This window comes from Streptomyces sp. NPDC048417, from assembly GCF_040651615.1.
Lineage (GTDB): Bacteria > Actinomycetota > Actinomycetes > Streptomycetales > Streptomycetaceae > Streptomyces.
In genome coordinates this window covers 38,255-65,017 of sequence record NZ_JBEZKI010000029.1, presented here as the reverse complement: position 1 = coordinate 65,017, position 26,763 = coordinate 38,255, and the positions used below count along the sequence as shown (strand labels likewise).

The 26,763-nt window shown below is 69.0% G+C and carries 23 protein-coding genes and 3 pseudogenes; 13 read left to right on the top strand and 13 right to left on the bottom strand.

Features of this window, described 5'->3' with window-relative positions; genetic code table 11:
* The first annotated feature begins 7 nt into the window (after nucleotides 1-7).
* Together AB0D59_RS37510 and AB0D59_RS37505 are read left to right on the top strand one after the other, a co-directional pair.
* Nucleotides 8-4,429, top strand: a complete 4,422-nt coding sequence (locus AB0D59_RS37510) for a DUF6531 domain-containing protein (protein WP_362575229.1) — start codon at nucleotides 8-10, stop codon at nucleotides 4,427-4,429.
* A 98-nt stretch (nucleotides 4,430-4,527) separates the two neighbouring features.
* Nucleotides 4,528-4,722, top strand: coding sequence for a hypothetical protein (locus AB0D59_RS37505; protein WP_362575227.1), 195 nt, complete (start codon nucleotides 4,528-4,530; stop codon nucleotides 4,720-4,722).
* Between the two features lie 189 nt (nucleotides 4,723-4,911).
* Here AB0D59_RS37505 and AB0D59_RS37500 read toward each other — a convergent pair whose 3' ends face one another.
* Nucleotides 4,912-5,784 (bottom strand): hypothetical protein, encoded by an 873-nt coding sequence (locus tag AB0D59_RS37500; RefSeq protein ID WP_362575225.1) that lies wholly within the window; start codon nucleotides 5,782-5,784, stop codon nucleotides 4,912-4,914.
* Nucleotides 5,785-5,970: 186 nt separating this feature from the next.
* Between AB0D59_RS37500 and AB0D59_RS37495 the strand changes: the two genes are divergently transcribed.
* Nucleotides 5,971-6,342, top strand: a complete 372-nt coding sequence (locus AB0D59_RS37495) for a hypothetical protein (RefSeq protein ID WP_362575223.1) — start codon at nucleotides 5,971-5,973, stop codon at nucleotides 6,340-6,342.
* Between the two features lie 201 nt (nucleotides 6,343-6,543).
* On the opposite strand, the pseudogene AB0D59_RS37490 reads toward AB0D59_RS37495, so the two are convergent.
* The 4 genes and pseudogenes from AB0D59_RS37490 to AB0D59_RS37475 all read right to left on the bottom strand — a co-directional run bounded on the left by AB0D59_RS37490 (nucleotide 6,544) and on the right by AB0D59_RS37475 (nucleotide 13,072).
* Nucleotides 6,544-7,637, bottom strand: a pseudogene (locus AB0D59_RS37490) (integrase core domain-containing protein).
* Between the two features lie 324 nt (nucleotides 7,638-7,961).
* Nucleotides 7,962-8,366, bottom strand: coding sequence for a CU044_2847 family protein (locus AB0D59_RS37485; protein WP_362575221.1), 405 nt, complete (start codon nucleotides 8,364-8,366; stop codon nucleotides 7,962-7,964).
* Between the two features lie 39 nt (nucleotides 8,367-8,405).
* Entirely contained in the window at nucleotides 8,406-11,903 is a 3,498-nt protein-coding gene (locus tag AB0D59_RS37480; protein ID WP_362575219.1) for a trypsin-like peptidase domain-containing protein, read from the bottom strand.
* Between the two features lie 251 nt (nucleotides 11,904-12,154).
* A pseudogene (locus AB0D59_RS37475) lies at nucleotides 12,155-13,072 on the bottom strand (integrase core domain-containing protein).
* Nucleotides 13,073-13,432: 360 nt separating this feature from the next.
* Between AB0D59_RS37475 and AB0D59_RS37470 the strand changes: the two are divergent.
* Nucleotides 13,433-14,068 carry a ParA family protein gene (locus AB0D59_RS37470; protein WP_362575217.1) on the top strand — a complete coding sequence of 212 codons (636 nt, stop codon included), beginning with the start codon at nucleotides 13,433-13,435 and terminating at the stop codon, nucleotides 14,066-14,068.
* Between the two features lie 728 nt (nucleotides 14,069-14,796).
* Here the strand turns inward: AB0D59_RS37470 and AB0D59_RS37465 are convergent.
* Complete coding sequence (locus tag AB0D59_RS37465; RefSeq protein WP_362575215.1) at nucleotides 14,797-15,273, bottom strand: integrase core domain-containing protein; 477 nt, start codon at nucleotides 15,271-15,273, stop codon at nucleotides 14,797-14,799.
* Nucleotides 15,158-15,748: an IS3 family transposase gene (locus AB0D59_RS37460; protein WP_362575213.1), complete on the bottom strand. Its 591-nt coding sequence runs from the start codon at nucleotides 15,746-15,748 to the stop codon at nucleotides 15,158-15,160. The genes AB0D59_RS37465 and AB0D59_RS37460 overlap by 116 nt, the downstream gene beginning before the upstream one ends.
* A 134-nt stretch (nucleotides 15,749-15,882) precedes the next feature.
* On the opposite strand from AB0D59_RS37460, the gene AB0D59_RS37455 reads away from it, so the two are divergent.
* The 3 genes from AB0D59_RS37455 to AB0D59_RS37445 all read left to right on the top strand — a co-directional run bounded on the left by AB0D59_RS37455 (nucleotide 15,883) and on the right by AB0D59_RS37445 (nucleotide 17,895).
* Complete coding sequence (locus AB0D59_RS37455) at nucleotides 15,883-16,749, top strand: helix-turn-helix transcriptional regulator (RefSeq protein WP_362575211.1); 867 nt, start codon at nucleotides 15,883-15,885, stop codon at nucleotides 16,747-16,749.
* Nucleotides 16,746-16,997, top strand: a complete 252-nt coding sequence (locus AB0D59_RS37450; RefSeq protein WP_362575209.1) for a DUF397 domain-containing protein — start codon at nucleotides 16,746-16,748, stop codon at nucleotides 16,995-16,997. The genes AB0D59_RS37455 and AB0D59_RS37450 overlap by 4 nt, the downstream gene beginning before the upstream one ends.
* A gap of 82 nt (nucleotides 16,998-17,079) precedes the next feature.
* Entirely contained in the window at nucleotides 17,080-17,895 is an 816-nt protein-coding gene (locus AB0D59_RS37445; RefSeq protein ID WP_362575207.1) for an SAM-dependent methyltransferase, read from the top strand.
* A gap of 192 nt (nucleotides 17,896-18,087) precedes the next feature.
* Here the strand turns inward: AB0D59_RS37445 and AB0D59_RS37440 are convergent, their stop codons facing one another.
* The 5 genes from AB0D59_RS37440 to AB0D59_RS37420 all read right to left on the bottom strand — a co-directional run bounded on the left by AB0D59_RS37440 (nucleotide 18,088) and on the right by AB0D59_RS37420 (nucleotide 20,667).
* A complete protein-coding gene (locus AB0D59_RS37440; protein WP_362575205.1) occupies nucleotides 18,088-18,270 on the bottom strand; it encodes a hypothetical protein in 183 nt (60 codons plus the stop codon).
* Nucleotides 18,271-18,626: 356 nt separating this feature from the next.
* Nucleotides 18,627-18,899: a hypothetical protein gene (locus AB0D59_RS37435; RefSeq protein ID WP_362575203.1), complete on the bottom strand. Its 273-nt coding sequence runs from the start codon at nucleotides 18,897-18,899 to the stop codon at nucleotides 18,627-18,629.
* A 21-nt stretch (nucleotides 18,900-18,920) separates the two neighbouring features.
* On the bottom strand, nucleotides 18,921-19,373 hold the full coding sequence (locus AB0D59_RS37430) for a hypothetical protein (protein ID WP_362575201.1): 453 nt from the start codon (nucleotides 19,371-19,373) through the stop codon (nucleotides 18,921-18,923).
* Nucleotides 19,370-20,374: a metallophosphoesterase gene (locus tag AB0D59_RS37425; RefSeq protein ID WP_362575199.1), complete on the bottom strand. Its 1,005-nt coding sequence runs from the start codon at nucleotides 20,372-20,374 to the stop codon at nucleotides 19,370-19,372. The genes AB0D59_RS37430 and AB0D59_RS37425 overlap by 4 nt, the downstream gene beginning before the upstream one ends.
* A complete protein-coding gene (locus tag AB0D59_RS37420) occupies nucleotides 20,374-20,667 on the bottom strand; it encodes a plastocyanin/azurin family copper-binding protein (RefSeq protein WP_362575197.1) in 294 nt (97 codons plus the stop codon). Before AB0D59_RS37420 ends, AB0D59_RS37425 begins: the two co-directional genes overlap by 1 nt.
* Before the next feature lie 635 nt (nucleotides 20,668-21,302).
* Between AB0D59_RS37420 and AB0D59_RS37415 the strand changes: the two genes are divergently transcribed.
* The 4 genes from AB0D59_RS37415 to AB0D59_RS37400 all read left to right on the top strand — a co-directional run bounded on the left by AB0D59_RS37415 (nucleotide 21,303) and on the right by AB0D59_RS37400 (nucleotide 24,071).
* Nucleotides 21,303-21,905 (top strand): sigma-70 family RNA polymerase sigma factor, encoded by a 603-nt coding sequence (locus tag AB0D59_RS37415; RefSeq protein WP_360497428.1) that lies wholly within the window; start codon nucleotides 21,303-21,305, stop codon nucleotides 21,903-21,905.
* Nucleotides 21,906-21,930: 25 nt separating this feature from the next.
* On the top strand, nucleotides 21,931-22,719 hold the full coding sequence (locus AB0D59_RS37410; protein ID WP_362575195.1) for a zf-HC2 domain-containing protein: 789 nt from the start codon (nucleotides 21,931-21,933) through the stop codon (nucleotides 22,717-22,719).
* A gap of 465 nt (nucleotides 22,720-23,184) precedes the next feature.
* Complete coding sequence (locus AB0D59_RS37405) at nucleotides 23,185-23,613, top strand: ATP-binding protein (protein WP_362575193.1); 429 nt, start codon at nucleotides 23,185-23,187, stop codon at nucleotides 23,611-23,613.
* Nucleotides 23,610-24,071: a hypothetical protein gene (locus tag AB0D59_RS37400; RefSeq protein ID WP_362575191.1), complete on the top strand. Its 462-nt coding sequence runs from the start codon at nucleotides 23,610-23,612 to the stop codon at nucleotides 24,069-24,071. The genes AB0D59_RS37405 and AB0D59_RS37400 overlap by 4 nt, the downstream gene beginning before the upstream one ends.
* 299 nt (nucleotides 24,072-24,370) lie before the next feature.
* Here the strand turns inward: AB0D59_RS37400 and AB0D59_RS37395 are convergent.
* Nucleotides 24,371-24,811 (bottom strand): annotated as a pseudogene (locus AB0D59_RS37395) (helix-hairpin-helix domain-containing protein); the annotation flags it as partial.
* 282 nt (nucleotides 24,812-25,093) lie between these two features.
* On the opposite strand from AB0D59_RS37395, the gene AB0D59_RS37390 reads away from it, so the two are divergent.
* Both AB0D59_RS37390 and AB0D59_RS37385 read left to right on the top strand, forming a co-directional pair.
* Nucleotides 25,094-25,930 carry an SDR family oxidoreductase gene (locus tag AB0D59_RS37390; protein ID WP_362575189.1) on the top strand — a complete coding sequence of 279 codons (837 nt, stop codon included), beginning with the start codon at nucleotides 25,094-25,096 and terminating at the stop codon, nucleotides 25,928-25,930.
* A 62-nt stretch (nucleotides 25,931-25,992) separates the two neighbouring features.
* Nucleotides 25,993-26,748 carry an SDR family oxidoreductase gene (locus AB0D59_RS37385; RefSeq protein WP_362575187.1) on the top strand — a complete coding sequence of 252 codons (756 nt, stop codon included), beginning with the start codon at nucleotides 25,993-25,995 and terminating at the stop codon, nucleotides 26,746-26,748.
* Nucleotides 26,749-26,763: the final 15 nt, after the last annotated feature.

The window sequence follows — 26,763 nt, the reverse complement described above, 5'->3', positions numbered from 1 at the left end:
CAGCATCATGGTCGACCTCAACCCGTTTCACTACGTCAACAAGTTCAACCACATGTTCGGGGACTCCATTGCCAGCGGTCTGGAGTTCCTGGGTATCTCGGATCCGGCGGTGGACCCGGACGGGGTGCGGGAGATCGCGAAGAAGTGGCGGCACCTGGCCACGGGCCTGGACGACGCGGCCACCGCCGCCGAACGTGCCCTCAAGGACGTGGAGTGGGAGGGTAAGGCGGCCAAGGCGTTTCACAAGCGCTCCAAGAGCGCCCGTAAGCAGGCCACCGAGATGGCCCACTCGCTGCGCGAGGGCGCGAAGGCGCTGGACGGCTTCGCCGACAAGGCGCATGAGCTGCTGTCCGAGATCGGTGTGATGCTGGCGGAGATCGCTGAGTTCGAGATCGCGGGCCTGGCGTTGTCGATCCTCACCGCGGGCGCCTCCGAGGTGGCCTCCACGCTGATGGCGGGGGAGCGGGCGCTGAAGGTCGTCGCGCTGATCGGCCGGATCGAGGAGGAGGGCACCGCGCTGGGCTCCGTGGTCCGCGAGGTCATGGAGGTCATCCGGGGTGTTGAGCGGGCGCTGAAGGCGCTCAAGGAGATCCGTGGTGTCGCCGAGGTGGCCAAGATGGCCAAGGGCGGCATGGAGTTCACCGCGTTCCAGACCATGTTGGAGGACCCGGGCGCGTTCAAGGAGCCGGAGAAACTGGCCGGGCTCCTCACCGAGGGCGCGCTGATGGGCGTCGGCTTCGGCGTGCTGGGCAAGGCGCTCGGCAAGGGCCTGAAGGCGCTGGGTCCGGCCGCCCTGGCCAAGCTGGGCAAGGGCATGGGCCTGGACTGCGCCGCCTTCGAGCGGCTGAAGCTGAACCCGGGCTTCAACAAGCTGCCCGCCTCGATCCGCAACATGGTCAAGACGTTCGTGCGGGACCCGATCGACGTGGCCACCGGCGACATGGCCCTGTCCCGTACGGACGTCCAGCTGCCGGGTGTCCTACCGCTCGTGCTGGAGCGCACGCACATCTCGTCGTACCGCTGGGGCGGCTGGTTCGGCTCCTCCTGGGCCTCGACGCTGGACCAGCGTGTGCAAGCCGACGACGAGGGCTTCGTCTACGCGACCGCGGACGGGGCCCGCCTCTGCTTCCCGATGCCGGACCCGGAAACCAACGCTCCCGTCCGACCCGGAACGCCCGGCTCGTGCCTGCTGCTGTCCTGGGACGCCGAGACCGACGGCGCGGTCCGCATCACCGACCCCGACACCGGCCTGACGCACGTCTTCCACTCCCCGGTCCCGGCAGCCGCCGACGAGGCGGTCGACCTGCCCCTGCAGCACATCCAGGACCGCAACGGCAACCGCATCACTGTCCTCTACACCGGGGCCGACATCCCCGCCGCCGTAGTGCACTCGGGCGGCTACCGCATCGCCATCGACCACGACCGGTCCCGCTCCCGCATCACGGGCCTGCGCCTTATCGATCCCGCCGCCCCGCACGCCCCCGGCACCACCCTGATGACCTTCGGCTACGACACTGAGGGACGCCTGACCGAGGAGGCCAACTCCTCGAGCCTGCCGATGCGTTACGCCTATGACGCCGACGGCCGCATCACCTCCTGGACCGACCGCAACACCACCACCTACTGGTACACCTACGACGACCAGGGCCGCGTGATCGCCACCGGCGGCACCGGCAACGCACTTGCTTCCGCCCTCACCTACGACGCGGTCACCAGGACCACCCGGGTGACCGACTCCGTCGGCCATACCCGCGTGTACGAACACAACGAGGCCCTGCGCCTGGTCCGCGAGACGGACCCGCTCGGCAACGTCACCTGTCAGGAGTGGGATACCGAGCGCAGGCTGACCACTGCCGCGGACGCGCTCGGAAGCACCACTGACTACCGCTACGACGAGCACGGGCGGCTGACGTCGGTCGTCCGCCCGGACGGCAGCGAGACCCGCGTCGAGTACAACGACCTCGGCCTGCCGACGACGGTGACCGGCCCGGCGGGTCGCATCTGGAGCTACGAGTACGACGAGCGCGGGAACCGCACCTCCGTCGCAGACGCCGTCGGCGCGACGACGCACTTCTCCTACAACAACTCCGGGCATCTGACGTCCATCAGCGACCCGCTCGGCCACCGCACGCGCATCACCTGCGACCGCGCGGGCCTGCCCCTGGTGACGATAGACCCGGCCAATGCGGAAACCCGTTACGAACGCGATCCCTTCGGACGGCCCGTCACCCTCACCGATCCCCTGGGAAACGTGACCCGCTTCGAGTGGACGGTGGAAGGCAAACCCGCGCGCCGCACCGCCCCGGATGGCAGCAGCGAGTCGTGGACCTACGACGGTGAGGGCAACTGCGTCAGCCACACCGACGCCATGGGCGCCGTGGACCGCTACGAGTACACCCACTTCGACCTGCTGAGTGCACGCACCGGTCCGGACGGTGCACGTCACACCTTCACGTACGACACCGAACTGCGCCTCGCAGAGGTCACCAACCCGCTGGGACTGTCCTGGCGGTATGAGTACGATCCCGCCGGCCGCCTCGTGGCCGAGACGGACTTCGACCGCCGTGTCGTCCGGTACGTCCACGATCCCGCGGGCGCTCTCGTCGCCCGCACGAACCCCCTCGGGCAGACCCTCCGCTTCCAGCGGGACGCGCTGGGGCGGATCATCCGGCAGACGGACGGCAACAAGGCAGCCACCTTCATCTACACGGCAGGCGGCGAACTCGCCACGGCCGTCACACCGGATGCGACCGTGGTCCGGGAACACGACGCCGCCGGACGCCTGCTGGCCGAGACTGTCAACGGGCGCACAATCTCGTACGGCTACGACGCCATGGGCCGCCGCACCAGCCGCATCACCCCCACCGGTGTGACCAGCACCTGGCGCTATAACACCGTCGGCAACTGCATCGAACGAACCAGCGCGGGCCGTACGATCAGCTTCGATCGCGACGTGGCCGGCCGGGAACTGAACCGGCACATCGGTGACGCCCTCACCCTGGCGAACACGTTCGATGACCTCGGCCGGCTCCTCACCCAGTCGGCGACGAACCGCGCCACAGGTGCCAGCCTCCAGAGGCGCGACTACACCTACCGCGCCGACGGCCTGCTCACCGGCATCGACGACCAGCTCAACGGCCGGCGCAGTTTCGACCTTGACGCCCTCGGCCGCGTGACCACTGTCCAGGCGGCCGACTGGACCGAGCGGTACGCCTACGACGAGACAGGCAACCAGACCGAAGCCTCCTGGCCCGCCGCACACCCGGGTCACGAAGCCACCGGACCGCGCGCCTACACGGGCACGAGTCTCGTCCGGGCGGGCAACACGCGCTTCGAACACGACGCGGCCGGCCGCGTCACCGTCCGGCGCAAGACCCGCCTGTCGCACAAGCCCGACGCCTGGCACTACTCGTGGGACGCCGAAGACCGCCTCACATCGGTCGTTACACCAGATGGCACCCGCTGGCGCTACCTCTACGACGCCCTCGGCCGCCGCATAGCCAAGCGGCGCCTGGCGGCCGACAACGAAACCATCGTCGAACAGACCACGTTCACCTGGGACGGCGCCACCCTCTGCGAGCAGACCACCCTCACACCAGAGGCACCCAATCCCGTCGTCCTCACCTGGGATCACGACGGCTTGCGCCCCATCGCCCAGACCGAACGCCGCACGACCCTCGACGCGCCGCAAGCAGAGATCGACTCCCGCTTCTTCGCGATTGTCACCGATCTCGTCGGAGCACCAACAGAACTTGTCGACGAATCCGGCGGCATCGTCTGGCGCACACGTTCCACGCTGTGGGGCAGGACCCCCTGGGGCGCCGACAGCGCGACCTACACGCCCCTGCGCTTCCCCGGCCAGTACTACGACCCCGAAACCGAGCTTCACTACAACTACTTCCGCCACTACGACCCGGAAACGGGCCGCTACCTCACACTCGATCCCCTCGGGCTCGCCCCAGCCCCCAACCCCGTCGCCTACGTGACCGACCCCCGGTCCTGGGCCGACCCGCTCGGACTCGCCCCCTGCGAGACCGGCGCCCTGGATCCCTACGCCGGAACCAGGGAAGCAGCACAACTCCTCCGCGACGCCGGCGTCCCCCGCAATTTCCGCATCCAGGTCATGGAGTCGTTCGAGGAGGGCACGATCACGGTTCGCCGGGCCGGCGACAGTGATTACGGAATGCGCTTCTACGACGGCAAGAACGCGTGGGCACGCGGGCGTTATCTGACAACACAGTGGCCAGCCACCCGCGAGGAAATCGCCGTCAAGGCGTCCTGGAACCAGTTCACCTTCCTCAAACAATGGAAGATTCGCCCGGGTGCGCCCATCATCGAGGGCCGGGTCGCGGAGCAGGGCATCGGCTACCCTGGCGGCGGAAAACAGACGTACGTATTGGACCCCGACAGGGACTTGCTGGAGCCATAGTGTCCGAATCAACCGAACAAAAAGCCCTCGCAGCGACCCGACAGGCCCTGTCGGGAATCGATGAGGAACTACAACGGCACACCACGGGCCACGGACGAGTGAGCAGCGCCCAGCAATTGACGACCCTCCGCGAGCAGTTGGAGCAGGTCGCTGTACAGCTCTCCACCTCGCCGCTCCCGCCCAAGCCGCAGCGGCTGCGCGGCATCGGCCGTGTCATCACCGACTCCTGGCCCTACGACAATCCACTGGGAAGCCTCATCCTCGAAGCCGAGCAGCTCTACCTCAGGGCATAGCGTTCCGGGCGGTTTCGAGGCTGCCGGCGCCGCTCCCTCCACGGCATCAGGGAAACGCGCAGCGGGGTATTGGCCCGGTATCTTCAGTGTGCCGCGGCGGACACGCACGGAGCGTGGAGATCAGGGCCCCGACGGGGATGAATTGTCGGAACCGACAGTACGTGGCTCTTGGCCTCTGGTGTGCCCTGCTCAGTCGTGCGGGAATTCCTCGATGGCGGTTTCCTTGAAGCGCCACGAGCCCCGGTTGCCCGCCGCCTCCGCACGCAGGCCCGTCTCCCAGGCGATCCGGGCGGCCCGGCGCTGCGTCAGGTCGGGGTAGTCCTTGAGTTGCACCTTGATGTAGCCGCGGCGGTCGGCGGGGTACGCGCGCAGGGCCTCGCGGAGTTTCTCCTCCTGCTCTTCCTGCGTGGTGTGGTCGCCGGTGACGGCCTTGTACACCTTGCGCATGCCGGCCGACGGCCTTCCGTCGTCCCGCCGCCTCGCGGCGTCCGACCCCCGCCACGTCATCCAGCCGGCGGCACCGAGCGCGGCGAGCGCGAACGCACCAGATCCGAGCGCCTCGCCCGTCGCGTCCGCCTGGCCCGGCGTCTGGGGGCGGAGTTCGCCCTGGGGGTCCTCGAGCACGGTCACTTTCTGGCCGAGGCCATACTGGTTGTTCGCCGTCTTCATGGCGGGTCCCGGCACCTTGGTGCCGTTCTGGTGCTCCAGTGTGTAGTTGTAGTCGCGGTTCTTGCGCCCCTCAGCCGGGTCACGCCACTTCTTTACGACTGTGGCAGGGACCTTCTCGCCCCGCTGCTGCAGTGTGAGGTCGTCGCGGGCCATGGCGGCGACGTACACGGACATCAGCGAGGCGGCCACGATGAACAGTGCCGCGTACGTGCTGGACTCCTTGGCGCCCAGCTTCCGGATCAGCAGGATGAGGAGTCCACCGTGCACGATCCACAGGGGCACCAGCAGGGCAGGACCGAAGTCGTCCGCTATGAGGAACAGGCTCACGATCGCGGCGAGGACGTAGCAGCCGATGCCGACGGCCAGGTAGACGCGGTATCGCGGGCGCGGCATCGACGTCATTCTCTTCGTGTCAGAGCTCGCTCTCGTTCTCCTCCGTGAAGTGGAGACTTCGCAGCATCGTGGCCATGATCGGGGCGTAGCACCTCTCCCAGTGAGCGATCTGGGGTGTGGAGAAAGCCACCAGACACATGCGCTGGCCGCCTCCCCCCCCGCCTTGGGCGGGATGGGGATGATCGCGTGGAACTGGGCGGTGAGGAGGACCTTGAGTTCTTCACCGCTCGGGGAGAACACCGCAGGAAGAACATAGATCTGGCTGCCGGTGAAGACGGCAGCCTGGCCGCACGGAGCGTCGATCACCGATGCGGCCCAGCCTTCTCTTCGGCAGTCGAGGATCCCTCGCAGGGTCCCTCTGACTGCGGTGGCGGGATCGTCGCCGTAGGGGAACTCCACGACAGCGATAGCGAGCGAGCCGATGGAAGTCTCGCCGTCGACGGACCGCAGGCAGTTGGCCGTGTACACGACGCCGACCTCTGCGAGCAACCGCGAGATTCGCTGGAGTGTGCGGGTCATCTCCACCCGTGGCTGTTGCTCGGCTCCTGGCGCCAGTGAGGCGGAGCCGCTTCGGGCGTTCACGGTGGCCCAGGCCGTGTCGAAGTCCATGTCCAAAGGCATCTCTTCGAACTCGGCGGGAACCGAGAAGTCGACCCGTATCACTGGCCGCTCCCGCTACCGGGATGCGGATCGGTGGGCCCGGGAGACGGCGGGGGCGGCGGGGGACCCTGTGGGTGCCGATAACTTCATCCGCGCAGTTCAAGCGGCATGTTGATACTCGTGCAGGATGCCGTCGAGTCGACCACGTCTGCGGATGTCGAGGTGGTTGAGTCGGTCCGGTTCGGTGATCGGTTCGGGCAGTGAGCGCAGGGGTGCGGCGGCGTGGAGGGCGCGGTGGGGCCGGTGCTCGTTGTAGAAGCTCTCGTATTCGCGGAGCGCGTGCAGGAGGTGGGCCTGGTTGAGGATCAAGGTCCGGTCGAGAAGTTCGGCCCTGCAGGGATTGAACCCAGCGCTCCATGATCGCGTTCATGCGCGGCACGCGGATACCGGTCTTGACGATGGCGATGCCGTCGTCTTCGAAGACGTTGTCGAACGCCCGGGTGTACCTGCTGTCGCGGTCCCGGATCAGGTACTTCATGGTGACCCCGGCGTCCTGCAGGTCCATGACCAGGTTTCTGGCGAGTTGCGTGGTCCAGGCCGCGGGTGGGGCGGGCGGTCGTGCCCAGGATGTGGATGCGGCGGGTGGCGTGCTCGATGACGGCGAAGACGTACAGTCGGGCCCCGGCCAGGGTGCGGGTTTCGAAGAAGTCGGCGGCAAGGATCGCGTGTGCTTGGCTGTGCAGGAAGCTGGCCCAGGTCTGGTGGTCGCGCTGGGGTGCGGGTTCGATGCCGTGGGCTTGGAGGATCTCCCAGACGGTGGAGGGGGCGAGCCTGATTTCCAGGGCGGCGAGCTCGCCGTGGATTCACCGGTAGCCCCAGTGGGGGTTCTCCCGGGCCAGGCGCAGGACGAGGGCTTGGATGCTGCGGATGGTGGGCGGTCGGCCCGGCCGCTTCGGGCGGGAAACCTTGGTGTGGTGACGGCGGAGCAGATCACGGTGCCAACGCAGGACCGTATCGGGGGAGACGATCAGGTGCAGCTGCCGAAGTTGCGGCCTTGGGAGTCGGTGGAGGAGGGCGGCGAGGAAGGCCCTATTGGGCCGGGTGAGGCGGGGCTCGTCGATCTTGCGCTGCAGGATGGCGAGCTGGTGGCGTAGCGTCAGAATTTCGATGTTCTTGTCGATGTCGCTCATCGGCAGCAGCCGTATGAAGGTGAACACGCTCGTGAGCATCAGGTACGGCAGTCGCAGCAGCACGACTGATCATCCTGGCGTACCCGTCCGGCGCTCCCCAGTCGTATCGGAGAACATGCAGGTCACACGCAATGGATGAGGTATTCGGCACTCATAGGCGCAGCACCGCGTTCTCATGCCGTAGCGCGAGAACTTCCGCATCTTTGGCCATGCGGCTGCGCAGCACGGCAGCGGGCACTGCGCGACCTGCATGGATGATTTATCGTCACCCGCAGTGCTGCTTGATGCTTTCAGGATGGTCCGATCGCGGCCCGCCGCCGTAGGCGACCAGGAGCGGTACCACCGACAGATGCGCCGTACGCCTGCGCAGCAGGGGGCATACGTGCGTCATTCGGGCTCCGGCCGCGAGCCGTTCGACGACGTATCCCGGCCGTTGGGCGGCGCAGCCTCGTCCGGCCTTTCCCAGACCAGCCTGAGGCGGAAGTTCCCCTCGCCCGATGTCTTGGCGATGATGGCGCCCGCCTCCGCGCTGATCTTCACGCCCAGCTCCAGTTCGATCGTCTTGGGCTGCACCGGGAGCCTGGTGAGCCGCCCCACCAGTGACTCCGCCGTGGCGCGGACGTGGTCGAAGCTTTCGTCCAGCGTATGGGCGGCCGTCGCCACGACGTCACCGGGGCGCGCCGCCCGAACGATGCCGGAGCTGGAGGGGTCCGTCTCCAGCAACACCTCGATGCCGTCGCCATTCACGGAGGCGTCGAGCGGAACGCGAATGAGCTGGGTGTCCTGGGGCATACATCCCTCTCTCGTGGTCGGGTGACTGACGGGGCATCCCTATGGGTGTGGACACAAAGCCTTGCGGTAGGCCGCGGGAGGCAGCTTCTGTACGGCGGCGGGCGGCAGCGTCTCGTCGCCCAGGATCTGGCAGAACCGCTCCATCCAGCGTCGGGCCCGGTCGGCCGGTACGGGTGCGGCGGAACCAGTGGCGGGCACGGGGATCTTGCCGACCGGGTCGCCGCCGGCCGGGGTTATGAAGCCGTTCATGCTCTGCCCGTCGGTGAGGAACACCGTGGGGCGGCTGTCCGCACCGAGCAGCGTGAGGTCCCGCCAGGGAGTGGACACCTGGACGATGCCGGGCTTCGCCGAGCCCCGACCGCCGAGTGGGATGTCGCCGATGGCCTGGTAGGCCACGGTGCGCGAGCCCCGTGCGGCGACGGCGACACCGGTGACGGTCTGATCGTCGGGCAGGTGCCGCTGGGCCAGCCGTCTGCCGCCGGGCAGCGCGTACGTGGTGACGGTGGTGTGCGTGTGGAACCCCTGCGTGTGAGTGGTGGCCGTGGTCAGGACGGCTCCGTCCGGGCTGATGTCGTAAGGGGCTGCGCCGTCCAGTCCGTCCAGTGTGAACAGCGTCCGGCCCGCCGAGGGCGGCTTGTTCAGATCCCACGAGCGCACCGACATGACCAGCGAACCGGACATGCCCTCCGTGAGGTCCTGGCCGACGACGACGAGGCCCTGTCCGTCCGAGGTGAAGGAGAGCCGGCTGACCTGTGTGTCAGGGCCCGGCAGAATCTTCTCGATCTTGCCGCTGGGCACGTCCCACACGATGAGGCGGCCGCCCAACCCCATGACTCCCGTCAGTGCCACCATCCGCTTGCCCGTGGGGTCGAAGGCGAACTGCGCGTACTGGGTCGGGATACGGGTCCCGGACGGTACGGGGAAGCTCGGCAGTGAGGGCCCGCTCGATGGCATGGTCGGCCACGGATCACCCTGGTAGGGGCGTTCCAGCAGACGCACGACCCGCCCGGCCCGTACGTCGTACAGTTCCACGGTCGGCCCCCTTTGGTCTGGCGGGCCGGTGGGTGTGGACGTCGGGGAGAGGGGTTCCGCCACCATCGCGATCAGTGAGCCGTCGGGGCTGACGGCCATGGTGTCGGCCCGTTTGCCGATGGCCTCCCTCTCGACGGTGTTCCCGATGCCCGTCCACACAGTCGGCTTGCCGTCGGCCGTCCACGAGGCGACCACCCGGCCGTCGGCGCTCACCGCCGGCCGGCCGTTCGCCGTGATCGACGTCCCCGACGGTGTGTATAACGGCACCAGAAGATCGGCGGAACCGAATCGCCGGTACATCTCGCCGAGCAGCGCACGCGTGTCGGGGTTGTCCTGGGTGCGGTAGGCGCGCAGGGCGAGCAGCAGCGCGGTGTACCGGTCGACGTGGTCCGTGTTGGACTCCAGATCCCGCGACTGCTGTGCCAGGACGCCCGCGGCCACGGCCGCCGACTGCCGTGCCGTGTGCGCCTCCGCCCCGTATCGCCACGCCCAGGTGCCCACACCCGCCGTCAGCATCATGACCACGGCGACCCCGGCAGCGATGATCCGGCGATGGCGGGCACCGGAGATGCTCGCGGTGATGAAGTCGATCTCCGCGGGGCCGAGTTCGTCGGCTCGGGCCCGCCGCCAGTTTCGGGCGTCCCGCAGGTCGGCGCCGCGCAGCAGGCGCGTACCGGTACGCTCGTCCCCCTGCCACAGCCCTACCCGGCGTCGCAGGTCCTCCTGCCAGCGGCGGAACCCCTGGTCCGCCGCGGCGAACTCGGCCAGTCGTGCCCAGCGGGACAACAGCGCCTCGTGCGCCAGTTCCACGGTCTCCACGGGCTGCGCACCGCCCGTACGCAGCTCCTCACCCGGCACGAGAAGACGCGTGGTGAGCAGGCGTTGGGCGATCCGCCACTGAGCCGGGGGCAGTTCGGTACGGGCGACCACTCGCCGGGTCGGGGAGGTGCGGGCGCCTCCGGGAAGGACGAGCTGGACCAGCAGGGCGCGCGCCTTGCGCCGCTCCTCCTCGTTGAGTGCCGTCCACACCTGCTCGGCGTGGTTCGCCAGGGCCGCGCCGACCCCGCCCAGTGACTGGTAGTGGGCGTGGCCGATGACGCCGTGTTCCTTGCGCTCCCAGAGTTTGGTGAGGGTGAACTCCAGCAGCGGCAGTCTGCTGGGGTCCGGGCCCAGGTCGGTGAGGAGCCGGTTGACCAGTCCCTTCTCGTAGCGCACACCGACGCCGCTGAGCGGCTGTTCGACGGCGGCGCGCACTTCGTCGTCGCGCATCGGTCCCAGCATGAACAGCCGGCTGTCGTCGAGCAGCGGTGCCAGTGCCGGGTGGTTGAGGGCGGGGGCGAGGAAGTCGGCGCGCAGGGCGATGACGGTCTGCAGGCCGGCTCCGGGATCCAGGCAATGGCCCAGTGCGGCGGCGAACGCGTCGAGATCCGTGTCCTGCTGTCCGTTGACCGTGCGGACCAGCGCTTCCTCGAACTGGTCGGCGATGACCAGGAGCTTGCTCTTGCCCTGCTGTTGCAGGATCCGCTCCACCACGGCCGGCATCCGGCCGTCGCGCAGCAGTTGTGTCAGCTGGGGCACCTGGGCCATGCGGGCCGTCTCGCCCAACCGCGGTTCGAATGAGGGGAGAAGGGCCACCGCGAGCGCCTCGAGCGGGGCCTTGCCGGGCCGGAACCGCACGATCAGGAGGTCCTCGCGGGCCCGGAGGCGGGGTAGTACACCGGCGTTCAGCAGTGAGGACTTGCCGCACCCGGAGGCGCCCACCAGCGTGACCCCCGTGGCGACATCCAGCCGGTCCACGATCCGGCCGGCGGGCTCGTCCCGCCCGTGGAACAGCTCCGCGTCGCCCTCCTGGAAGGGGCGCAAGTCCCGGAAGGGGCACGGTCCCTGTGCCGCCTCGCGCAGGGGCGGCCAACACTCGTGAAGCCTCTCGGTGGGGATCAGGTACGCGGCGCGCCGGCCGGGCCGCTCGTCGGCGGTGACGACCATCCCGACCACACCGCCGAGGGCCAGGTCCCAGACCGGGGCCCCGGAGAATCCGCGTCCGACCTCATACTGGCTGGCCGGGTCCGTGTCGTATTGGAGCCACCCGGTTGCCTGCCGGCCCTGCAGCACGCCGACGCTCCAGACACCGGCGTCGTAGTCCGCCGGGAAGCCGAAGGTGCGCACCTGGCGGCCTGGTGCGGCTCCGCCCTCGACCAGCGATGCCGCCACCGCGCCGGACGGGGGGGCGGTGAGCAGCCGGAGGACCGCGATGTCCCCGGACTCGTCCGGCTGTGTGGGCGTCCACTGCTCGACCCGGGCCTTGAGAACCCTGCCGCTTGCCACCAGCGGGAAGTCGAGCCTGACAGGGGCGTCCGGAGGCTCCACGGTGTCCTCGGGTAACCTCAGGGCGGCGGCGACCACGTGGGCGCATGTCAGCACATCACGTTCCGCCGTCAGAAATCCGGAACCGACCGGCTGGCCCTGCGCGTCGAGGAGCCGGACCACCGCCGCGTCCCTGGGCACCGCACTGTCCGCCTCCACAGGCACCCCCGCCTCTGCCTCACCACAGCCAACTCTTTTTGAATCTACACGAGTTCAGAAGTGGACGGATGGGGCTGGAGCGCTGCTCCACCCTGTCTTCACAGCTCTGAGGTTCCTCAAGAACGAGCCCGGCGCCGCGGATTTCTACTACGGCGAGATGCAGACGCTCCGCCTGGACACACGGCATCCCCTTCAGCGAACGTTGTGGGTGCCGATTATTACGTCCGAGCCGGTCAGGCTGCATGTGCGTACTCGTGGAGGAGGCCGCCGAGTCGGTCACGTCGATGGATGTCGAGGCGGTCCGGCCGCTCGGGTTCGGTGATCGGTTCGCGGAGCGGCCGCAGGGGTGCAGCACTGGTCAAGGTGCGGTGAGGTCGATGCTGATTGTGGAAGGACTCGAACTCGCCGAGCGCGTGGAGTAGGTGGGCCTGGTTCCAGATGAGGGTACGGTCGAGGAGTTCGTGTCGGCAGTCTGCACCCAGCGTTCCATGATCGAGTTCATGCGGGGAACGCGGATGCCGGTGGTGACGATCTCGATGCCTTCGGCCTCGAAGACGGTGTCGAACGCGCGGGTGAACTTGCTGTCGCGGTCCCTGATCAGGTGTCGGATGGTGGTGTCGGCGTCCTGGAGGTCCATGACGAGGTTCCTCGCGGCTGGGTGACCCAGTCCACGGTGGGGTGGGCCGTCGAGCCGATCATGCGGATGCGTCGGTTGGCATGCTCAATGACGGCGAAGACATGAAGGGTTGCGCCGTTCAAAGTAGTGACGGGGAAGAAGTCGCAGGCCAGAGTCGCGTGGGCCTGACGGCGCAAGAACGCGGCCCAGGTCTGACGGTCACGTACGGGCGCCGACTCAATCCCGTGCGCTCGCAGGATCTCCCAGACCGTGGACGGTGCCACCTCAGGATCGTCCCGGGTGAGACGATCAAGTGCAGCTGCCGCAGCTTGGGCCTGGGGAGCCGGTGGAGGAGCGCGGCCAGGTTGGCGCGGTCCGCCGGGGTGATGCGCGGCCTGTTGATCTGCCGCTGGAGGACAGCCAGTTGGTGGCGCAGCGTCAAGATCTCGATGTCCTTGTCCACAGTGGTCATCGGCAGCAGCCGTATGAAGGTGAACATGCTCGACATGGCCAGGTAGGGCAGTCGTAACAGCACGATCCACCACCCTGGCACGCCCACCCGGCGATCACTGGCCATTCGCGAGAATCTGCAGGCCACAGGCCAGGGATGGGGTTTTCGGCACCCGCAAGGCCAGGCGTAGCAGTACGACAGATCATGATGCCGTCCGCGTCTGTGCGCGTGAAGACACCGGAGTTGTCGGTGAGCGCGGCCTGAGGAATCAGTCGATCAAGGCCACCACCTGGGTGGATGATTTATCGGCACCCGCATCCCTCGGTCCTTGCGACTTCCGTACTGGCCCATACGAATGATTCACTGGCGCCGCAGGGTGAACGATGGCACTGTGTGCCCCAAGTCGGCGGCCGGGCAGCCGCTCGCCACCATACGTTGACTCATGTGCCGCTGAGCTACGCCTTTGTGAACCTGAAGCCCGGAGTGGGAAAGACGACCAGCGCAGTCTGGTTGGCCCACGCACTTCACGAGTCGGGTATCCCACCGCTACTGGTCGACAGCGACCCCGCCTCCTCCGCGCTGCGCTGGAGCGAACTGGCAGGTGGCTTCCCGTTTCCTGTGGTCGCTCTTCCCGTGGGCGATGTGCACCGGCGCGTGAACGACTTCCTGGGCGACCGGCAGGCGGTCGTATTCGACGCTCCGCAGCTGGAGGACCACGCGCACATCGCCCGCAGCATCATGAGGTACGCAAGCGAATGGATCGTGCCGGTGACTCCCGCTCCCATCGAGCTGGATCGCATGGCGCCCATCGGTGGCGAGATGGGCGACGTACAGTCCTTGCGCGTCCAGCCGGCCCACGCCGCCGTTCTGCTGAACCGGACGAATCGTGCCGACGCCACGCGTACCGGTCCCGATGCCGACGCCCGCGAAGCCCTCACCGAGCGGGGATTCGACGTGTTGTCCACGCACATTCCGCGGCTCGACTTGTACGCCCAGTCATTCGGAAGTCCGGTGGAGGTCAAAGGCTCGGCGTACATGGACCTCGCAGACGAACTCATCAAGCGACAGGACAAGGCATGAATCAGCGGAAGGACACCTACCGAGCCGCATTGCAGCGCGGACCGGACGCCGTCGTACCGCGTCCCGTCAAAGTCACTCAGCTGCACACCCGATACGTGCGGGTGACCATCGAGCTCGACTCCGGCCTGCCGCGTGACCTCGTGCAATGGGCAGGGTCAACGGTGTCCGTGATGGTGCGGGCCGGCGCTGCTGCCCTGCGACCCCCGAGAAGCGCCCCGTAAGCCGGGTGACGCAGTCGTGCGTGCACCGGCCTCCGCTCGCCCACTGGCTTGACTGCGCCGGGTGATCTCGCTGGATGGCGGAGGCCCGGAAATATGGGCCCGCTGGATGCCGGTTCTCATGGGGAGGCAGCGAGGGCACCCGGCGGATCTTGGAGCTTGAGCCGCCCCTGCGCGGGTACGAGCTTATCGTCAGCGATCGACTCGCCCCTCGGACACAACCACAACCACTGACGATACGGTGATGAGGGCCTCGACCTTACGGTCGCGGTCCTCGTTGTGTTTTCGTAACTGATTGTGATGCCGAGGGCTTCGTAGAGCGGGCCCTTCTTCTCGGTGTCGGCTGTGCGGATGCGCTGTGCGAGGTCTCCAAGGCTCTCAGTGATCTCGCGAATCTGCTGGGCGTCGAGTGGGGGTTCCTTCTTCCGGCTGACGGCGGGGAGCGCGTCGAGTTTCTTCCGCGCCTGTAGGGTTCCAAAAGCTCCGGATGTGTGCTGACCTGGGTGTTCGCTACGTGACGCGAGCTTCTTCAGGCGGTGTCTCGGTACTCGTGGATGAGGCCGCCGAGGATGTCGTGGCGCTGGATCCGCTCGGCTGGGACGGGATGACGTCGCGGTTGTCGGCGGGGGCGCGAAGCTGGAGGGCCCGGTGGGGCCGTCCGCGGTTGTAGTGCTCGGCGTACTCGGCGAGGACGCGCCGCAGGTGCTGCTCGTTGTAGATCAGTAGCCGGTCGGTGCACTCGGCTCGGGCGGTGCGTATGAACCTTTCGGCGTGGGCGTTCATCTGCGGCGCCTGGGGTGCGCTCTTGAGGATCTCGATGCCGTCGGCGGTGAAGGCCGCGTCGAAGGCTTCGGTGTACCGGCTGTCGCGGTCACGCAGCAGGTAGCGAAAGCTTGAGGCCCGGTCGCCGAGGTCGCCGAGAAGATTCCTGGCGAGCTGGGTGGCCCAGGCTGCGGTGGGGTGGGCGGTGACGCCGAGGATGTGCACGGTGCGGGTGCCCCTCCATGGCGAAGGACACGTACAGCCGCTTCAGGGTCACGGTGTCGACGTGGAAGAAGTCCGCGGCGAGCGGGCCGGAGGCCTGGGCGCGCAGGAACTCGCGCCACGTGGGCCCTGCGTGGGGGCTCCGGCGGGGTGCCGGGCAGAGGCCGGCGCTGCGCAGGACGCGGCGCGCGGTGGAAGCGCCCACGCGGTGGCCGAGGCGGCGCAGCTCACCTTGAATGCGGGTGTAGCCCCGGGTGGGGTTCTCGCGGGCCAGGAGAAGGATGAGTGCGGTGAGCTCCTCGGAGATCGACGGGCGGCCGGTCCGCGCAGGTTTCTGTCTCCACTTCCAGTGCAGCTGTCGGCGGTGCCGGGCGAGCAGGGTGCCGGGGTGACCAAGCGGTGCCTGCGCAGGCGGGACGGCAAGTGCCGGGCGAGGGCTGCGAGCATGGCGCGGTCCGGCTGTGACTCGGCCGCTCACATGTCAGCTATGCGCGTGATCGTGCTCACGCTGCAGCCGACTCCCTGATAATTTCAGAAGTCGGTTATCACCCTGGCGTCCTCATCAAGTCACTGTAAGAATGGCGTTGTTGATGATCACTCAGGAGGTTGGGCGTGAGTGAAGCCCGTTCCGGCATCAGCGCGCCAACAGTCCTGCGCATGATCCTCGGCCGCCGGCTGCAGGACAGGCGGCTCGGTGCCGGTGTCTCGCTGGAGGACGCGGCAAAAGCACTGCGCGTGAAGACTCTGACGATCCGTCGACTGGAAAAGGCCGAGGTCGCGCTGAAGCCTCTCTACGTGGAGAAGCTCCTGGAGACCTTCGGCGCGGACCGCCAGGAGATCGACGAGTTCGTCGACCTGGCCGAGCAGGCCAACGAGCCCGGCTGGTGGCACTCCTACCGCGACGTCGTCCCCAGCTGGTTCACTGCCTACGTCAGCCTGGAGACCAGCGCCAAGACCTTGCGCGCCTATGAACCCCAGTACGTCACCGGCCTTCTGCAGACTCCCGACTACGCGCGCGCCGTGCTGCGCGGCGGGTTGCCGAACGGCAGCGAGGAGGAGCTCGTGCGCCGCGTGGAGCTGCGGCTGCGCCGCCAGAGCCTGCTGGAGCGGGAGGACGCCCCCACGTTGTGGGTGGTCATGGAGGAAGCTGTCCTGCACCGGGTGGTGGGCAGCCCTGACGTGATGCGGGAGCAGATCGAGCGGCTCCTGGACGTGTCCCAGCTCGCGCATGTCAGCCTCGACATCGTGCTCTTCGCCGCGGGTGCGCACGTCGGGGCGTGTGCGCCGTTCACGTATTTCCGGTTCGAGGAACCCGAGCTGCCCGACATCGTCTACAGCGAACTCCTGTCCGCCTCCGTCTACCTGGACCAGCGCGCGGACGTCGTCGCCCATCTCGAGGCGCATTCCCGTATGGCGCTGCTGACGTCGTCCGAGGACAGCAGGGCGCTCTTGAACCGCATGCGCAAGGAGTACTCATGACGATCACCGACGAGGGCATCTACAACGGGATGCCGGCCCGCAGTCTCGGGGAACAGGGCTGGGAGCGGCCCTGGAGCGGGCCGAACGGTGGTCAGTGCGTCGAGGCGAAACAACTCGCCGACGGCCGCGTGGCCGTACGGCAGTCGACCGACCCGGCCGGACCGGCGCGGATCTACACGCCGGAGGAGATCGCCGCGTTAGTCCGCGGGGTCAAAGAGGGCCTGGCCGATCACTTGGCCGCCGGGTGAACCGGCGGCGGGCAGAAGGGACGACGACACCGGTCCCGTTCCTGGCCTGCGGGCCGACGGACACACGCATGAAGGGGAGAACATGACCACCAGTCAGGCCAGCCGGAATCTCGACACGAGCAGGGCGCACTCGGCCCGGATGTACGACTACTTCCTCGGCGGCAAGGACCACTTCGAGGTCGACAAGGAGGCCGCCCTGGTCGCCGCCAAGGCCCACCCCGGCCTCCCCGTGACCGCGCGCGAGAACCGGGCGTTCATGCACCGGGCCACCCACGTGCTGGCGCAGGAGCACGGCATCCGCCAGTGGCTCGACATCGGCACGGGCATCCCGACCGAGCCCAACCTGCACCAGGTCGCCCAGTCCGTCGCGCTCGACGCCCGCGTCGTGTACGCCGACAACGACCCCCTCGTCCTCAAGTACGCCGAACGCCTCATGCGCAGCACGACGCAGGGACGCACGGCCTACATCGAAGCCGACGTCACCGACCCCGATGCGCTGATGAGCGCCGTGGAGGACTCCGACATCCTGGACTTCGACCAGCCCATCGCCCTCTCCCTCAACGCGCTCATGCACTTCGTCACAGACCCGCACGACCCGTACGCCATCGTCCACCGGCTGCTCGATCCGCTCCCGACGGGCAGCGCCCTTGCCATGAACCACTGCACGCCCGACTTCGATCCCGTCACCTGGAACAAGGTCGCGGAGGCCTACACCAACTCCGGGTCTCCGGTGCAGTTCCGTTCGCACAGCGACGTCCGCCGTTTCTTCGACGGGCTCGACCTGATCGAACCGGGCATCGTCTGCTGCCACCGCTGGCGGCCCGCCGGACCCGCCGACGGTACGGAGATCGCGGACGCCGAGATCAGCCTGTTGGCGGGCGTAGGCATCAAACGCTGACCGAGGTCAGGCCGACAGTCCGGCCGGCTGGGCACCTGCGCCCGCAGCGCAGTTGACCAGGGGGAGCTGTGGGAGCTGTGGGAGCTCGAGACTCACAAGGTTGTCCTCGAGAACAGCGCGTAGTTCCTCGGGCCGCTGGGTGAGCCGTATCGGGTGCGGCCCTGCGCTTGCCGAGTACCTCATCCGACCAGGTCAGGCCGCATGCCAGTACTCGTGGATCACGCCACCGATCCGGTCGTTGCGGCGTAGGTTGAGACGGGTCACTCGTTCGGGATCGGTGATCGGTTCGGGGACCGCGCGCAGCGCGTGGCGCAGGTGCCGCTCGTTCCAGATAACGTGCGGTCCAGGAGTTCGTCGCGGCAGGTCTGCACCCAACGATCAGGGAGTTCATCCGCGGCATGCGAACCCCGCTGAGCACGACGTGGATACCCTGCGGGATCTCGGTGGCTGATTCCAACTGCTGGGCATCGAGGCAGAGTTGGAGTCTGGCGAGGTGGCTGTGGTTGGCGCGGTCGAGGGGGTGGCCGTTCCACCAGGCGTCGAGGCGGGGGCCGGATCGAAGGTGTCCACCTGCAAGAGGGAAGCTCCGACCGCCGACCCTCGCAAACCGCCTGATCAGGGCCTGTACGTGAGTTTCGGCACCCCACAGGGTTCTCCTCGGCGGTGTCCCTGCGTTCGGGGCACCGCCGGGAGGCGTTGCGGGGATGTCGGCAGGACGGACTCGGTTCCCGTCAGTTCGGCGGGTGGTGGAGGAGCGCGGTCCGTAGAACCCGCTCGGTGATCTGGTCGGGAGGACGGTGGAGTGTCCAGCGGTGTGGCTCGCCGTCCATGGGCAGCACGGCGACGACGGTCTTCCGTGGTGGACGGCCGGGTTCGGTGTACTGGAACTGGCGGATCACGACGGCTGTGTCGTCGTCCAGGCCGAGCAGGACGCGCACGCTGTCCCTCAGCCTGCGCAGGTGCGGGCTCGGTCCGGTGGTTGCCGGGCGTGGTTGCGGTGACATGGGGGAGACTCCTTGGTTCCGTCACTTGGGTGGTGTGTGGAGGGTGACCCGGTCCCAGACGGGTGGCCTGAGGGGAGGCCGGGCAGCACGGCGCCGTCTGGTCACGCTTGCCTGCCGGACGGCTAGGAGCAGCAGGGTCCCGGCTTCCGCCAGGAGACTGAGCAGGGCCTGTGGGGCGGGCTGCAGACCGTGTTCGGTGAATCCGAAGACGCCTACGGTGCGTGAGGCGGCGAATCCGCCGAGGGCACCCAGCGCCACACCGCCGGCGGCGACGCTCAGCAGCGGAGGCATCCCGATCAGCAGCAGGGCGGCGACCGCGAAGGACACGCTCGCCTGGACCAGGAACAGGGGGCCGACGATGTGGATGAAGCGGTACCCGTCGGCGTAGAGCCGGGCGTGGATGTACCCGCTCGCGGCGAGCGTGCCGGCGGTCGCCACCCGCAGGGCCGGGTCGAGGAGTCTTTCGAGCGTCATGTCAGCCTCTTGTCCTTGATCGCCAGCTCCCGGTCGCCCTGCCGGTAGCCGACGGTGCGAATGCCGAGTGCGTCCTTGAGCTGTCGGGCGGGGACGACCTGAGGGGTGGGGGCGGGGGCCCGGCCGGGCTTCGGCAGCGGGTAGGCCGTGGTGGTGGCGGAGTGGAAGGTGATGTTGCCGTCCGTCTTCGTGAACAGCTGGTGGACATGCCCGTTGAGACAGGTGACGGAGGAGAAGCGGCGCAGGAGCGCGATGACCTTCAACGCGTCGTCCGTACTCCAGCCCCACCGCGGGTACATGGCGAACAGCGGAATGTGGCTGAAGACCACGATGGGCGTGTCCGACGACAGTCCCCTGAGGTCCCTGCGCACGAACTCGATCTGTTCGTTGCCCAGATGACCGAGCTTCTCCAGGCTCAGGGTGTTGACCAGGGCGATGAAGTGCACGCCGTGGGTGTCGAAGCTGTACCAGCCGTCGCCGAGCGTGCCCTTGCCGAAGGTCCGCCGGTAGGCGCGGCCCGCATCGCCGATGGAGTCGTGCTCGCCGGGCACGGTGAAGACGCGGTCCGTCTCCATGCCGGTCATCATCTGTCTGACCTGGTCGAACTGTGCCGCCGTGGAAAGGTGGGTGAGGTCACCGCTGTGCATGACGAAGTCGGGCCGGAAACCGAGGGAGTTGACCTGGTGGATCGCTTCGTTGAAGGAGCCCGTCACGTCCGTGTTCGCCGGACCCTGGAAGCCGATGTGGCTGTCGGAGACCTGCACGAATCGCAGTGCGCCGTTCGCTGTCGTGCCGCGTGCCACCGGGGCGGCCCCGGCGGCGGTGTCCCGGGGGCCGGCGATGTGACTGACCACCTCTCCGCCGGCCACGGTCAGCACCACGGCCCCGCCGAACCATCCTGCGTGCCGGAGGAGTTGGCGCCGGTTCATGTCATGTTCCCGGGCGGGCCGCTCGGAGTCGCCGACCGGTGCTGCTTGGTGAGGGTCGAGGTACTCGGTCATCAGGTCACCTCCACGGTGGCGGTCATGAACGGATGGATGGTGCAGAGGTAGGCGTAGGTGCCGGGCTTGGTGAACCTGTAGCTGTAGGAGGCGTGGGTGGTCAGGGCGGCCGAATGCAACGGGCCGCCCGTTCGGGCGCTGGTGACGGTGTGGGGGTCGGTGTCCTGGTTGGTCCAGGTCACCGTCGTGCCCGCCTTGACCTTCACGGTGGCCGGGGAGAACGCGAAGTTCTTGATCGCTACGGCGTTCCTGGCCACCGGCGCGGTCGACGTCCCGGTGTTCGGGGAGCTCATGGCCATGCTCATGTTGGGCATGGGTGAGGCGCCGGGAGCGGAGCCTGCCGCGTTTTCCGGTCCGGAGGCACCGGGCATCCCGGCCGTCCGATGCTGACCCCCTCCCGGTGTGAGGGCGACGGCGCCGGTGGATGAGGAGTGCGACGACTGGCCGCATGCGCTCAGGAGAACCAGCGCGCCGGCGGTGGCGGCGGTGGCGACGGCGAGCCCGGCCGCGAAGCGTGACCGCCGGCCTGGTGTACGAAGGCGCGGATACATGCTGCTCCTTCCTCGTGATCGGGTTGGGATGGGCGGTGCGCCGACGGAGTGCGCGACGAAGCGAAGTCCCGGGCGGTACGCGGCAGTTCCCTGTCCGAGGGCCGGGATCGGCCCGAGGTGCGAACAAGGCGTGCCGCCTACGTCGGCTCTTGTCCGACTCCACGGGCGACGGGGGCGAACGGTTCGGTCGGTTCGCACCTTTTTGTGGGGTTTTCGTGCAGTCGCCTTTGTGGCGCTTTCTTGTGGTCGCCGCGGGCCGGTCGGGCCTCCGGGTCTCCGGTGTCCCGCATGCGCGAGCCTGGCGGCGTCGCGGAGAGTGACGGTGCGGGTGCGGTGCATCACAGGACAAAGCCGTAAGTGTGCGCGATGATCGCCTTATGTCCTGGCGTTCCCGAAAACGTGGCCCGAGGACCGATCCGGATCGCTCCGCGGACCGTGTCTCTGGTACAGGGACACTTTCGACCACGGACGAGGAACTGCTGCGCACCCTGTATGCCGAGCACGCGGGACCCCTGTTCCACTACGCGCTCCGGCTGACCTCGGGTGACCGGCAATGGGCGGAGGACGTCGTGCAGGAGACGTTGCTGCGAGCATGGCAGCATCCCGACGCGTTCGAGCCCGCACGAGGCCCGGCCCGGGCGTGGCTGTGCACGGTCGCCCGGCACCTGGTCATCGATGCCCACCGGGCCCGGCAGGCCAGGCCTCCCGAGGTCGGCGGCGAGGCGCTCGACCGGGTCGCGGAGCAGGCGCCGGGCCAGGACGAGATCGAGCAGGCGCTGCAGAGCTGGGCGGTGGCCGACGCCCTCCGGGCGCTGTCCCCGGACCACCGTGCGGTCCTGTTGGAGACCTACTACCGCGGCCGGACCATGGCGGAGGCCGCGCGGGTGCTGGGCATCCCGCTGGGCACCGTGAAGTCGCGGACGTACTACGCCCTGCACGCCCTGCGGCTGGCGCTGCGGGAACGGGGCATTGAGCCATGATCATGCCGTGCGGGAGGTGGCGACCATGAGTGTGCATTGCGACGCCCTCCGGCTGGCGCTGGGAGGGTACGTCCTGGGCACGCTGCCTCCGGCTGAGATGGAACAGGTGCGTGACCATCTCGCGGGATGCGCCGAGTGCCGGGCGGAACACGCACAGTTGGCGGGACTGCCCGCACTGCTGGCGACGGTGACCGCGATGGAAGCCGCGGGCCGGACGGTGCCGGCTGCCGATGAGGACCTGGCGGGTCGGCTGGTGGCGCGGGCAGCCGAGAGCGCGCAGGGCACTCCGCCCGCGCGGCCTGCCGCGGCCGGGGCGCCGCAGGCGCACGAGGCGGGGGTGCTGGAAAGGCTGCTGCGGCAGGCCGCGGCCCGGCGCCGCAGGACGTGGCGGCTGCAGTTGGCGGGCGCCGCCGCCTCCGTGATGCTCATGGCGGGAGCGGTCGCCGGCACCTGGTTGGCGACCGCCGGGTCCCTGAGCAGTGAGGCGAAGCAGCCCGGACCGACCGCGCCGGCTCCCGCGCGCACCTTCTCCGGAAACGATCCCACCACCGGCGTCACCGCCTCGGTGAAGGTCTCACCCTCTGCCTGGGGCAGCGTCCTGCTGGTCTCCGCCAAGGGGGCGCCCGCCGGGATCACCTGCCGGCTGCAGGCGGTCGGCCGCGGCGGGGTCATAGCGGATGGCGCCACCTGGCGGGCGGGCGAATACCCTCCTGGCACCACGGTCCCAGGTGCGGTCCCCATGTCTCCGAGTGCCATCGAGCACTTCGAGATCGTCGCCGGCAACGGTCAGAAGCTCGTCACGATCCGGGCATGAGGTCGCGAGGAGTCCGCCCGACCCTGGGTCGGGCGGACTCTGACGCACCGGACCACGGTCGTTCACGGGACTCCGGCCCGCTCCCCTCCTGCGGTCGCCACGGTGGTGAGCGCCGGCCCTTCTCGCAGGCTCTCGCGAAGCGGACCGGCCTTTGGCCTGCTCGACGCGTCGGTGTCCCGCCCCGGGGCAGGTCTGCCGGCCCCGGCCACCCGACGGCCGGCGTCCTCGGCTCCCCTGGCCGAGGCGAACGAGTCGGCCTTCCGCCGGCCCCGACCTGACCTGACAGGAAATATGGCAAAAGGTGCGAATTCCTCGAACCGCTCGGCATGCCTCGCCCGTGGAACCGAATGAGCCCTTCTCCACAGGATCCGGCATACCGACCGCTCCTCGAATGTGTAGGCGGTCTCCCACGATCCGGTCTCCCACGTTCCGGTCTCCGCACATCCACAGAAGAGTCAGAAGACCATGTCTGTAACCGATTCCCCCCGCCTGAGCTCACTGCTCTCCCCGCTCTGCCGCCGCGAGGCACTGCTCACCCTGCCCGCGCAGGAGGCGCACGTTCCCGCCGCTCGTCACTTCGCGGCCGATCTGCTGGAGACCTGGAGCGTTCCCGAGAGCGAGCGGGACTCCGCCGTTCTCATCGTCGACGAACTCGCGGCCAACGCCGCCCGGTACGGGCGCGAGCGCATGACCCTGCTGCTCCTGCTCGACCTCGGCACGCTGCACATTGTGGTCAGTGACTCCGGCACCGCCGTGGAGCGCCCCCGCCCGGACATCGCCCCGGACGAGCACGGACGCGGCACCGGCATCGTCCAGTGCCTCGCAGAGTCGACCGAGGTCCACCAGACGCGCAGCGGCCGCGAGGTCCGCGCCTGCCTGAGGTGTTCGGCATGACCGGCCCCGCACGCCATGGCGTGCGCCCCGGCCCACCGGACGAGGGCGGCACCCCGGACGCCGGCGAGGGGATCGATGCTCCGCCCCCGCACGAGGCGTACGCGAACGCGCCCGACCTGCGCCGCGAAATGCACCATGTGCTTGCCCTCGGAGCCGAGCGCGACGGCCGCCGGGCCAGGACCGTCGCCCGCCCACCGGCCGACGCCGCGGTCGCCGAACGCGCCTGGCTGCTGCGCCGGGCAGCCCTCATGGACCGTATGGCCCTGGAAAGCTCCGACCCCGGCCCGGCCGGCGCCGCCGCACGGACCGCCGGACAACTCGTGGCGCACGACCGGTGCCGGCCCGAGTTGGTGGCCGGGCCGCACCGGCCCGACGCGGTCACGCCAGGCCCCGGCCGCCGCCGTTACGTCCGCCAGGAATACGCCGCCTGGGCGTCCGCCGGGCGGCCGGGCACCTGAACCGCCCCGACCCCGTCAGGCCGAGGCTTCTCGCGCGGGCGAGGCCGCGGCTGTCGCGAGGAGTCGGAGCCCGTCATCCGCCGGGCTGCCGGGCCGTGCCGTCCAGATGACGACCTGCTGGACGGGGAGGGCGGGACCGGTCAGGGGATGTCCGCCGAACTCCACGGACGGGCCCGCGGCCCCAAGAACCTCGAGGTCGTCGAGGGCGGCACCCCCTTGGACTCCTACGACGTCCCCAAGTCGACCGCGCCGTCGCGGAGGCCGCACCGTTCTTCACCGAACACCTCGCGGCCGGGCCCCTTGGAGACGCTGGAGGAAGAGCGGCCGCCGGCTCGTTCGATGAGTTCGTTCATCTCGTTGCGGGAGAGCTTCTCCAGGGCTCCGGTCGTCGCACCGGTGACGACCACTGTCATCCCGGCCGGCGGGCCCGCCTCCGTCGTGGCCGCGGACGCCCCGCCGCCGGCGTCCGCCTCGTCGGCAGCTACGGGCGGAGTGGCGCCGGGCTCGGTCATGTTGACCCCGGCGGCGGCGAGCTTCTCGATGAGCGGGGCGAGTTCGGCCAGTTCCGCGACGATCGTGGGAGCCTTCTCCGCGCCGATTCCGTCGACCTGCTGCATCGCCTCGGTGTCGGCGGCACGGATGTTGTCCATGGTGGCGAAGTGGCGCGCGATACGACGGGACATGGAGCGGCCGGTGCCGCGTACCCCGAGGGCGCACGGCACCCGCGACAGCGGTTGCTGTGGGGGTCTCGCAGGTGCGCTTGAGGCCGAGGTTCTGGTAGGCCTCGGGCCCGCGCTGGGGTTCGGCGTCCTCACGGGTGGCTCGGCCTGCTCCGGGACGCGACCGATCCCCCCAGCCCTGCCGCCGGCCGGCATCGATGCCGCTGCTGTCGTTGCTTCTTGGCGAATCCGCCGGTCTTGCGCCCATGGCATCTCCGGAGTACGTTTCCAAACGGGTCGACCCGAATAGAAATAGCTGCATCGTGTACGTCGCCGGCCAGGCCGGCGCTCCAGGAGCCGCACATGAACACCGAGGTCAGCGTTGTCATCGGGAATGGGGGGATGGGGCGCGCCGTCGCGCGGAGGATCGGTGCCGGCCACCGACTCCTGATCGCCGACTACAAGGAAGAGGTCCTGGAGCCGGTCGCCGAGCAGCTGCGCGACGACGGGTTCGAGGTGACCACGCAGAGCGTGGACGTCACCTCGCGCACGTCGGTGGCAGGACTCGCGCGCACCGCGGCGGAGCTCGGCAGGGTCACCCGTCTCGTCCACACCGCCGGCGTCTCTCCGGCCCAGGCACCCATCCCCGCGATCCTCGCGGTGGACGTCCTCGGCCCGGCGCTGGTGCTGGACGAGTTCAAGGACGTGATGGCCCCTGGCGGTGCGGGCGTCGTCATCGCCAGCAACGCCGGGTACTTCTATCCGGGGCCGCTGTCGCCCGAGGACATCCACGCACTGTCCGAATTCCCGGCCGAGGAACTCGCCGGCCACGCGCTGCTGAGCCCAGAACGCTATGCCGACGGCAGCATCGCGTACCAATTCGCGAAGCACGCCGCGCAGTTGAGGGTCAAGGCGGCGGCAGCGGGAGCCTGGGGCGACCGAGGCGTGCGGCTCAACTCGATCAGTCCGGGTGTCATCTCCACGCCGATGGGCCGCGCCGAACTCGACGGCGGCGACCAGGAGTTGGTGCGGGGCCTGGTCGAAGCCTCGGCGGTCAAGCGCCCCGGGACCGCCGAGGAGATCGCCGCGGCAGCGGAGTTCCTGCTCGGCGCGAGCTTCGTCACCGGAACCGACCTGCTGGCGGACGGCGGTGCCGTGGCCGCGATCACCACCGGTCGCTTCGATCCGACCGCCTTCTGACCCCACCTTCCCACGGCCGCCTCCCGGCGGCCGGAGAACAACCGCACAGAAAAGACGCCACCATGCAAGACAACGCACAGCGCTTCGCCGATCGCACCGTCCTCGTCACCGGCGCCGGCGCCGGCATCGGGCGCGCCACCGCGCTGCGCCTCGTCGCCGAGGGTGCCCGGGTGATCGCCGCCGACATCTCGGCCGAGAACCTGGACTCCCTCGCCGGTGAGGCGCGCGGCGACGGGGCGATCGTCGCCGTACCCGGTGACCTCACCGACCAGACCGTCGTGGACACGGTGGTGGCCGCGGGCGAGGGCCGGATCGACGGTCTGGCCAACATCGCGGGGATCACGGACGGCTGGCTGCCCGCCACCGAGATGGACGACCGGACCTGGCAGCGGGTCTTCGACCTCAACGTCACCGTTCCCATGCGCCTGACCCGTGCCGTGCTGCCGCAGATGCTGGAGCGCGGCGAGGGCGCGCTGGTCTACGTCTCCTCCGAGGCGAGTTTCCGCTCCTCGCTCTCCGGCGCCGCCTACACCAGCTCCAAGCACGCCCTCAACGGCTTCGTGAAGTCCGTCGCCTTCTACTACGGCCGACGCGGCATCCGTGCCAACGCCGTCGCGCCCGGCGGGGTCAACACGGGGATGGACACCGCCTTCCGCTCCTCCTACGCCCAGGAACTGACCGCACCCGCCATCGCCGCCGGTACCCCTTCGGTCGCCCCCGAGGTCGTCGTCCACCCGCTGCTCTGGCTGCTCTCCGAGGACGCCCCCAACGTCAACGGCGTCATCCTGCCCAGCGACGGCGGTTGGACCACCATCTAGACCCGACAGGAGATC

What these genes read in the sequence shown, in the direction of transcription:
- AB0D59_RS37435 (WP_362575203.1), bottom strand. Translation starts at nt 18,899, where the DNA reads ATGTCACCGCAACCACGCCCGGCAACCACCGGACCGAGCCCGCACCTG.
- AB0D59_RS37410 (WP_362575195.1), top strand. Translation starts at nt 21,931, where the DNA reads ATGAGTGTGCATTGCGACGCCCTCCGGCTGGCGCTGGGAGGGTACGTC.
- AB0D59_RS37415 (WP_360497428.1), top strand. Translation starts at nt 21,303, where the DNA reads ATGTCCTGGCGTTCCCGAAAACGTGGCCCGAGGACCGATCCGGATCGC.
- AB0D59_RS37425 (WP_362575199.1), bottom strand. Translation starts at nt 20,374, where the DNA reads ATGACCGAGTACCTCGACCCTCACCAAGCAGCACCGGTCGGCGACTCC.
- AB0D59_RS37405 (WP_362575193.1), top strand. Translation starts at nt 23,185, where the DNA reads ATGTCTGTAACCGATTCCCCCCGCCTGAGCTCACTGCTCTCCCCGCTC.
- AB0D59_RS37385 (WP_362575187.1), top strand. Translation starts at nt 25,993, where the DNA reads ATGCAAGACAACGCACAGCGCTTCGCCGATCGCACCGTCCTCGTCACC.
- AB0D59_RS37485 (WP_362575221.1), bottom strand. Translation starts at nt 8,366, where the DNA reads ATGCCCCAGGACACCCAGCTCATTCGCGTTCCGCTCGACGCCTCCGTG.
- AB0D59_RS37400 (WP_362575191.1), top strand. Translation starts at nt 23,610, where the DNA reads ATGACCGGCCCCGCACGCCATGGCGTGCGCCCCGGCCCACCGGACGAG.
- AB0D59_RS37430 (WP_362575201.1), bottom strand. Translation starts at nt 19,373, where the DNA reads ATGACGCTCGAAAGACTCCTCGACCCGGCCCTGCGGGTGGCGACCGCC.
- AB0D59_RS37445 (WP_362575207.1), top strand. Translation starts at nt 17,080, where the DNA reads ATGACCACCAGTCAGGCCAGCCGGAATCTCGACACGAGCAGGGCGCAC.
- AB0D59_RS37510 (WP_362575229.1), top strand. Translation starts at nt 8, where the DNA reads ATGGTCGACCTCAACCCGTTTCACTACGTCAACAAGTTCAACCACATG.
- AB0D59_RS37500 (WP_362575225.1), bottom strand. Translation starts at nt 5,784, where the DNA reads ATGCCGCGCCCGCGATACCGCGTCTACCTGGCCGTCGGCATCGGCTGC.
- AB0D59_RS37450 (WP_362575209.1), top strand. Translation starts at nt 16,746, where the DNA reads ATGACGATCACCGACGAGGGCATCTACAACGGGATGCCGGCCCGCAGT.
- AB0D59_RS37390 (WP_362575189.1), top strand. Translation starts at nt 25,094, where the DNA reads ATGAACACCGAGGTCAGCGTTGTCATCGGGAATGGGGGGATGGGGCGC.
- AB0D59_RS37420 (WP_362575197.1), bottom strand. Translation starts at nt 20,667, where the DNA reads ATGAGCTCCCCGAACACCGGGACGTCGACCGCGCCGGTGGCCAGGAAC.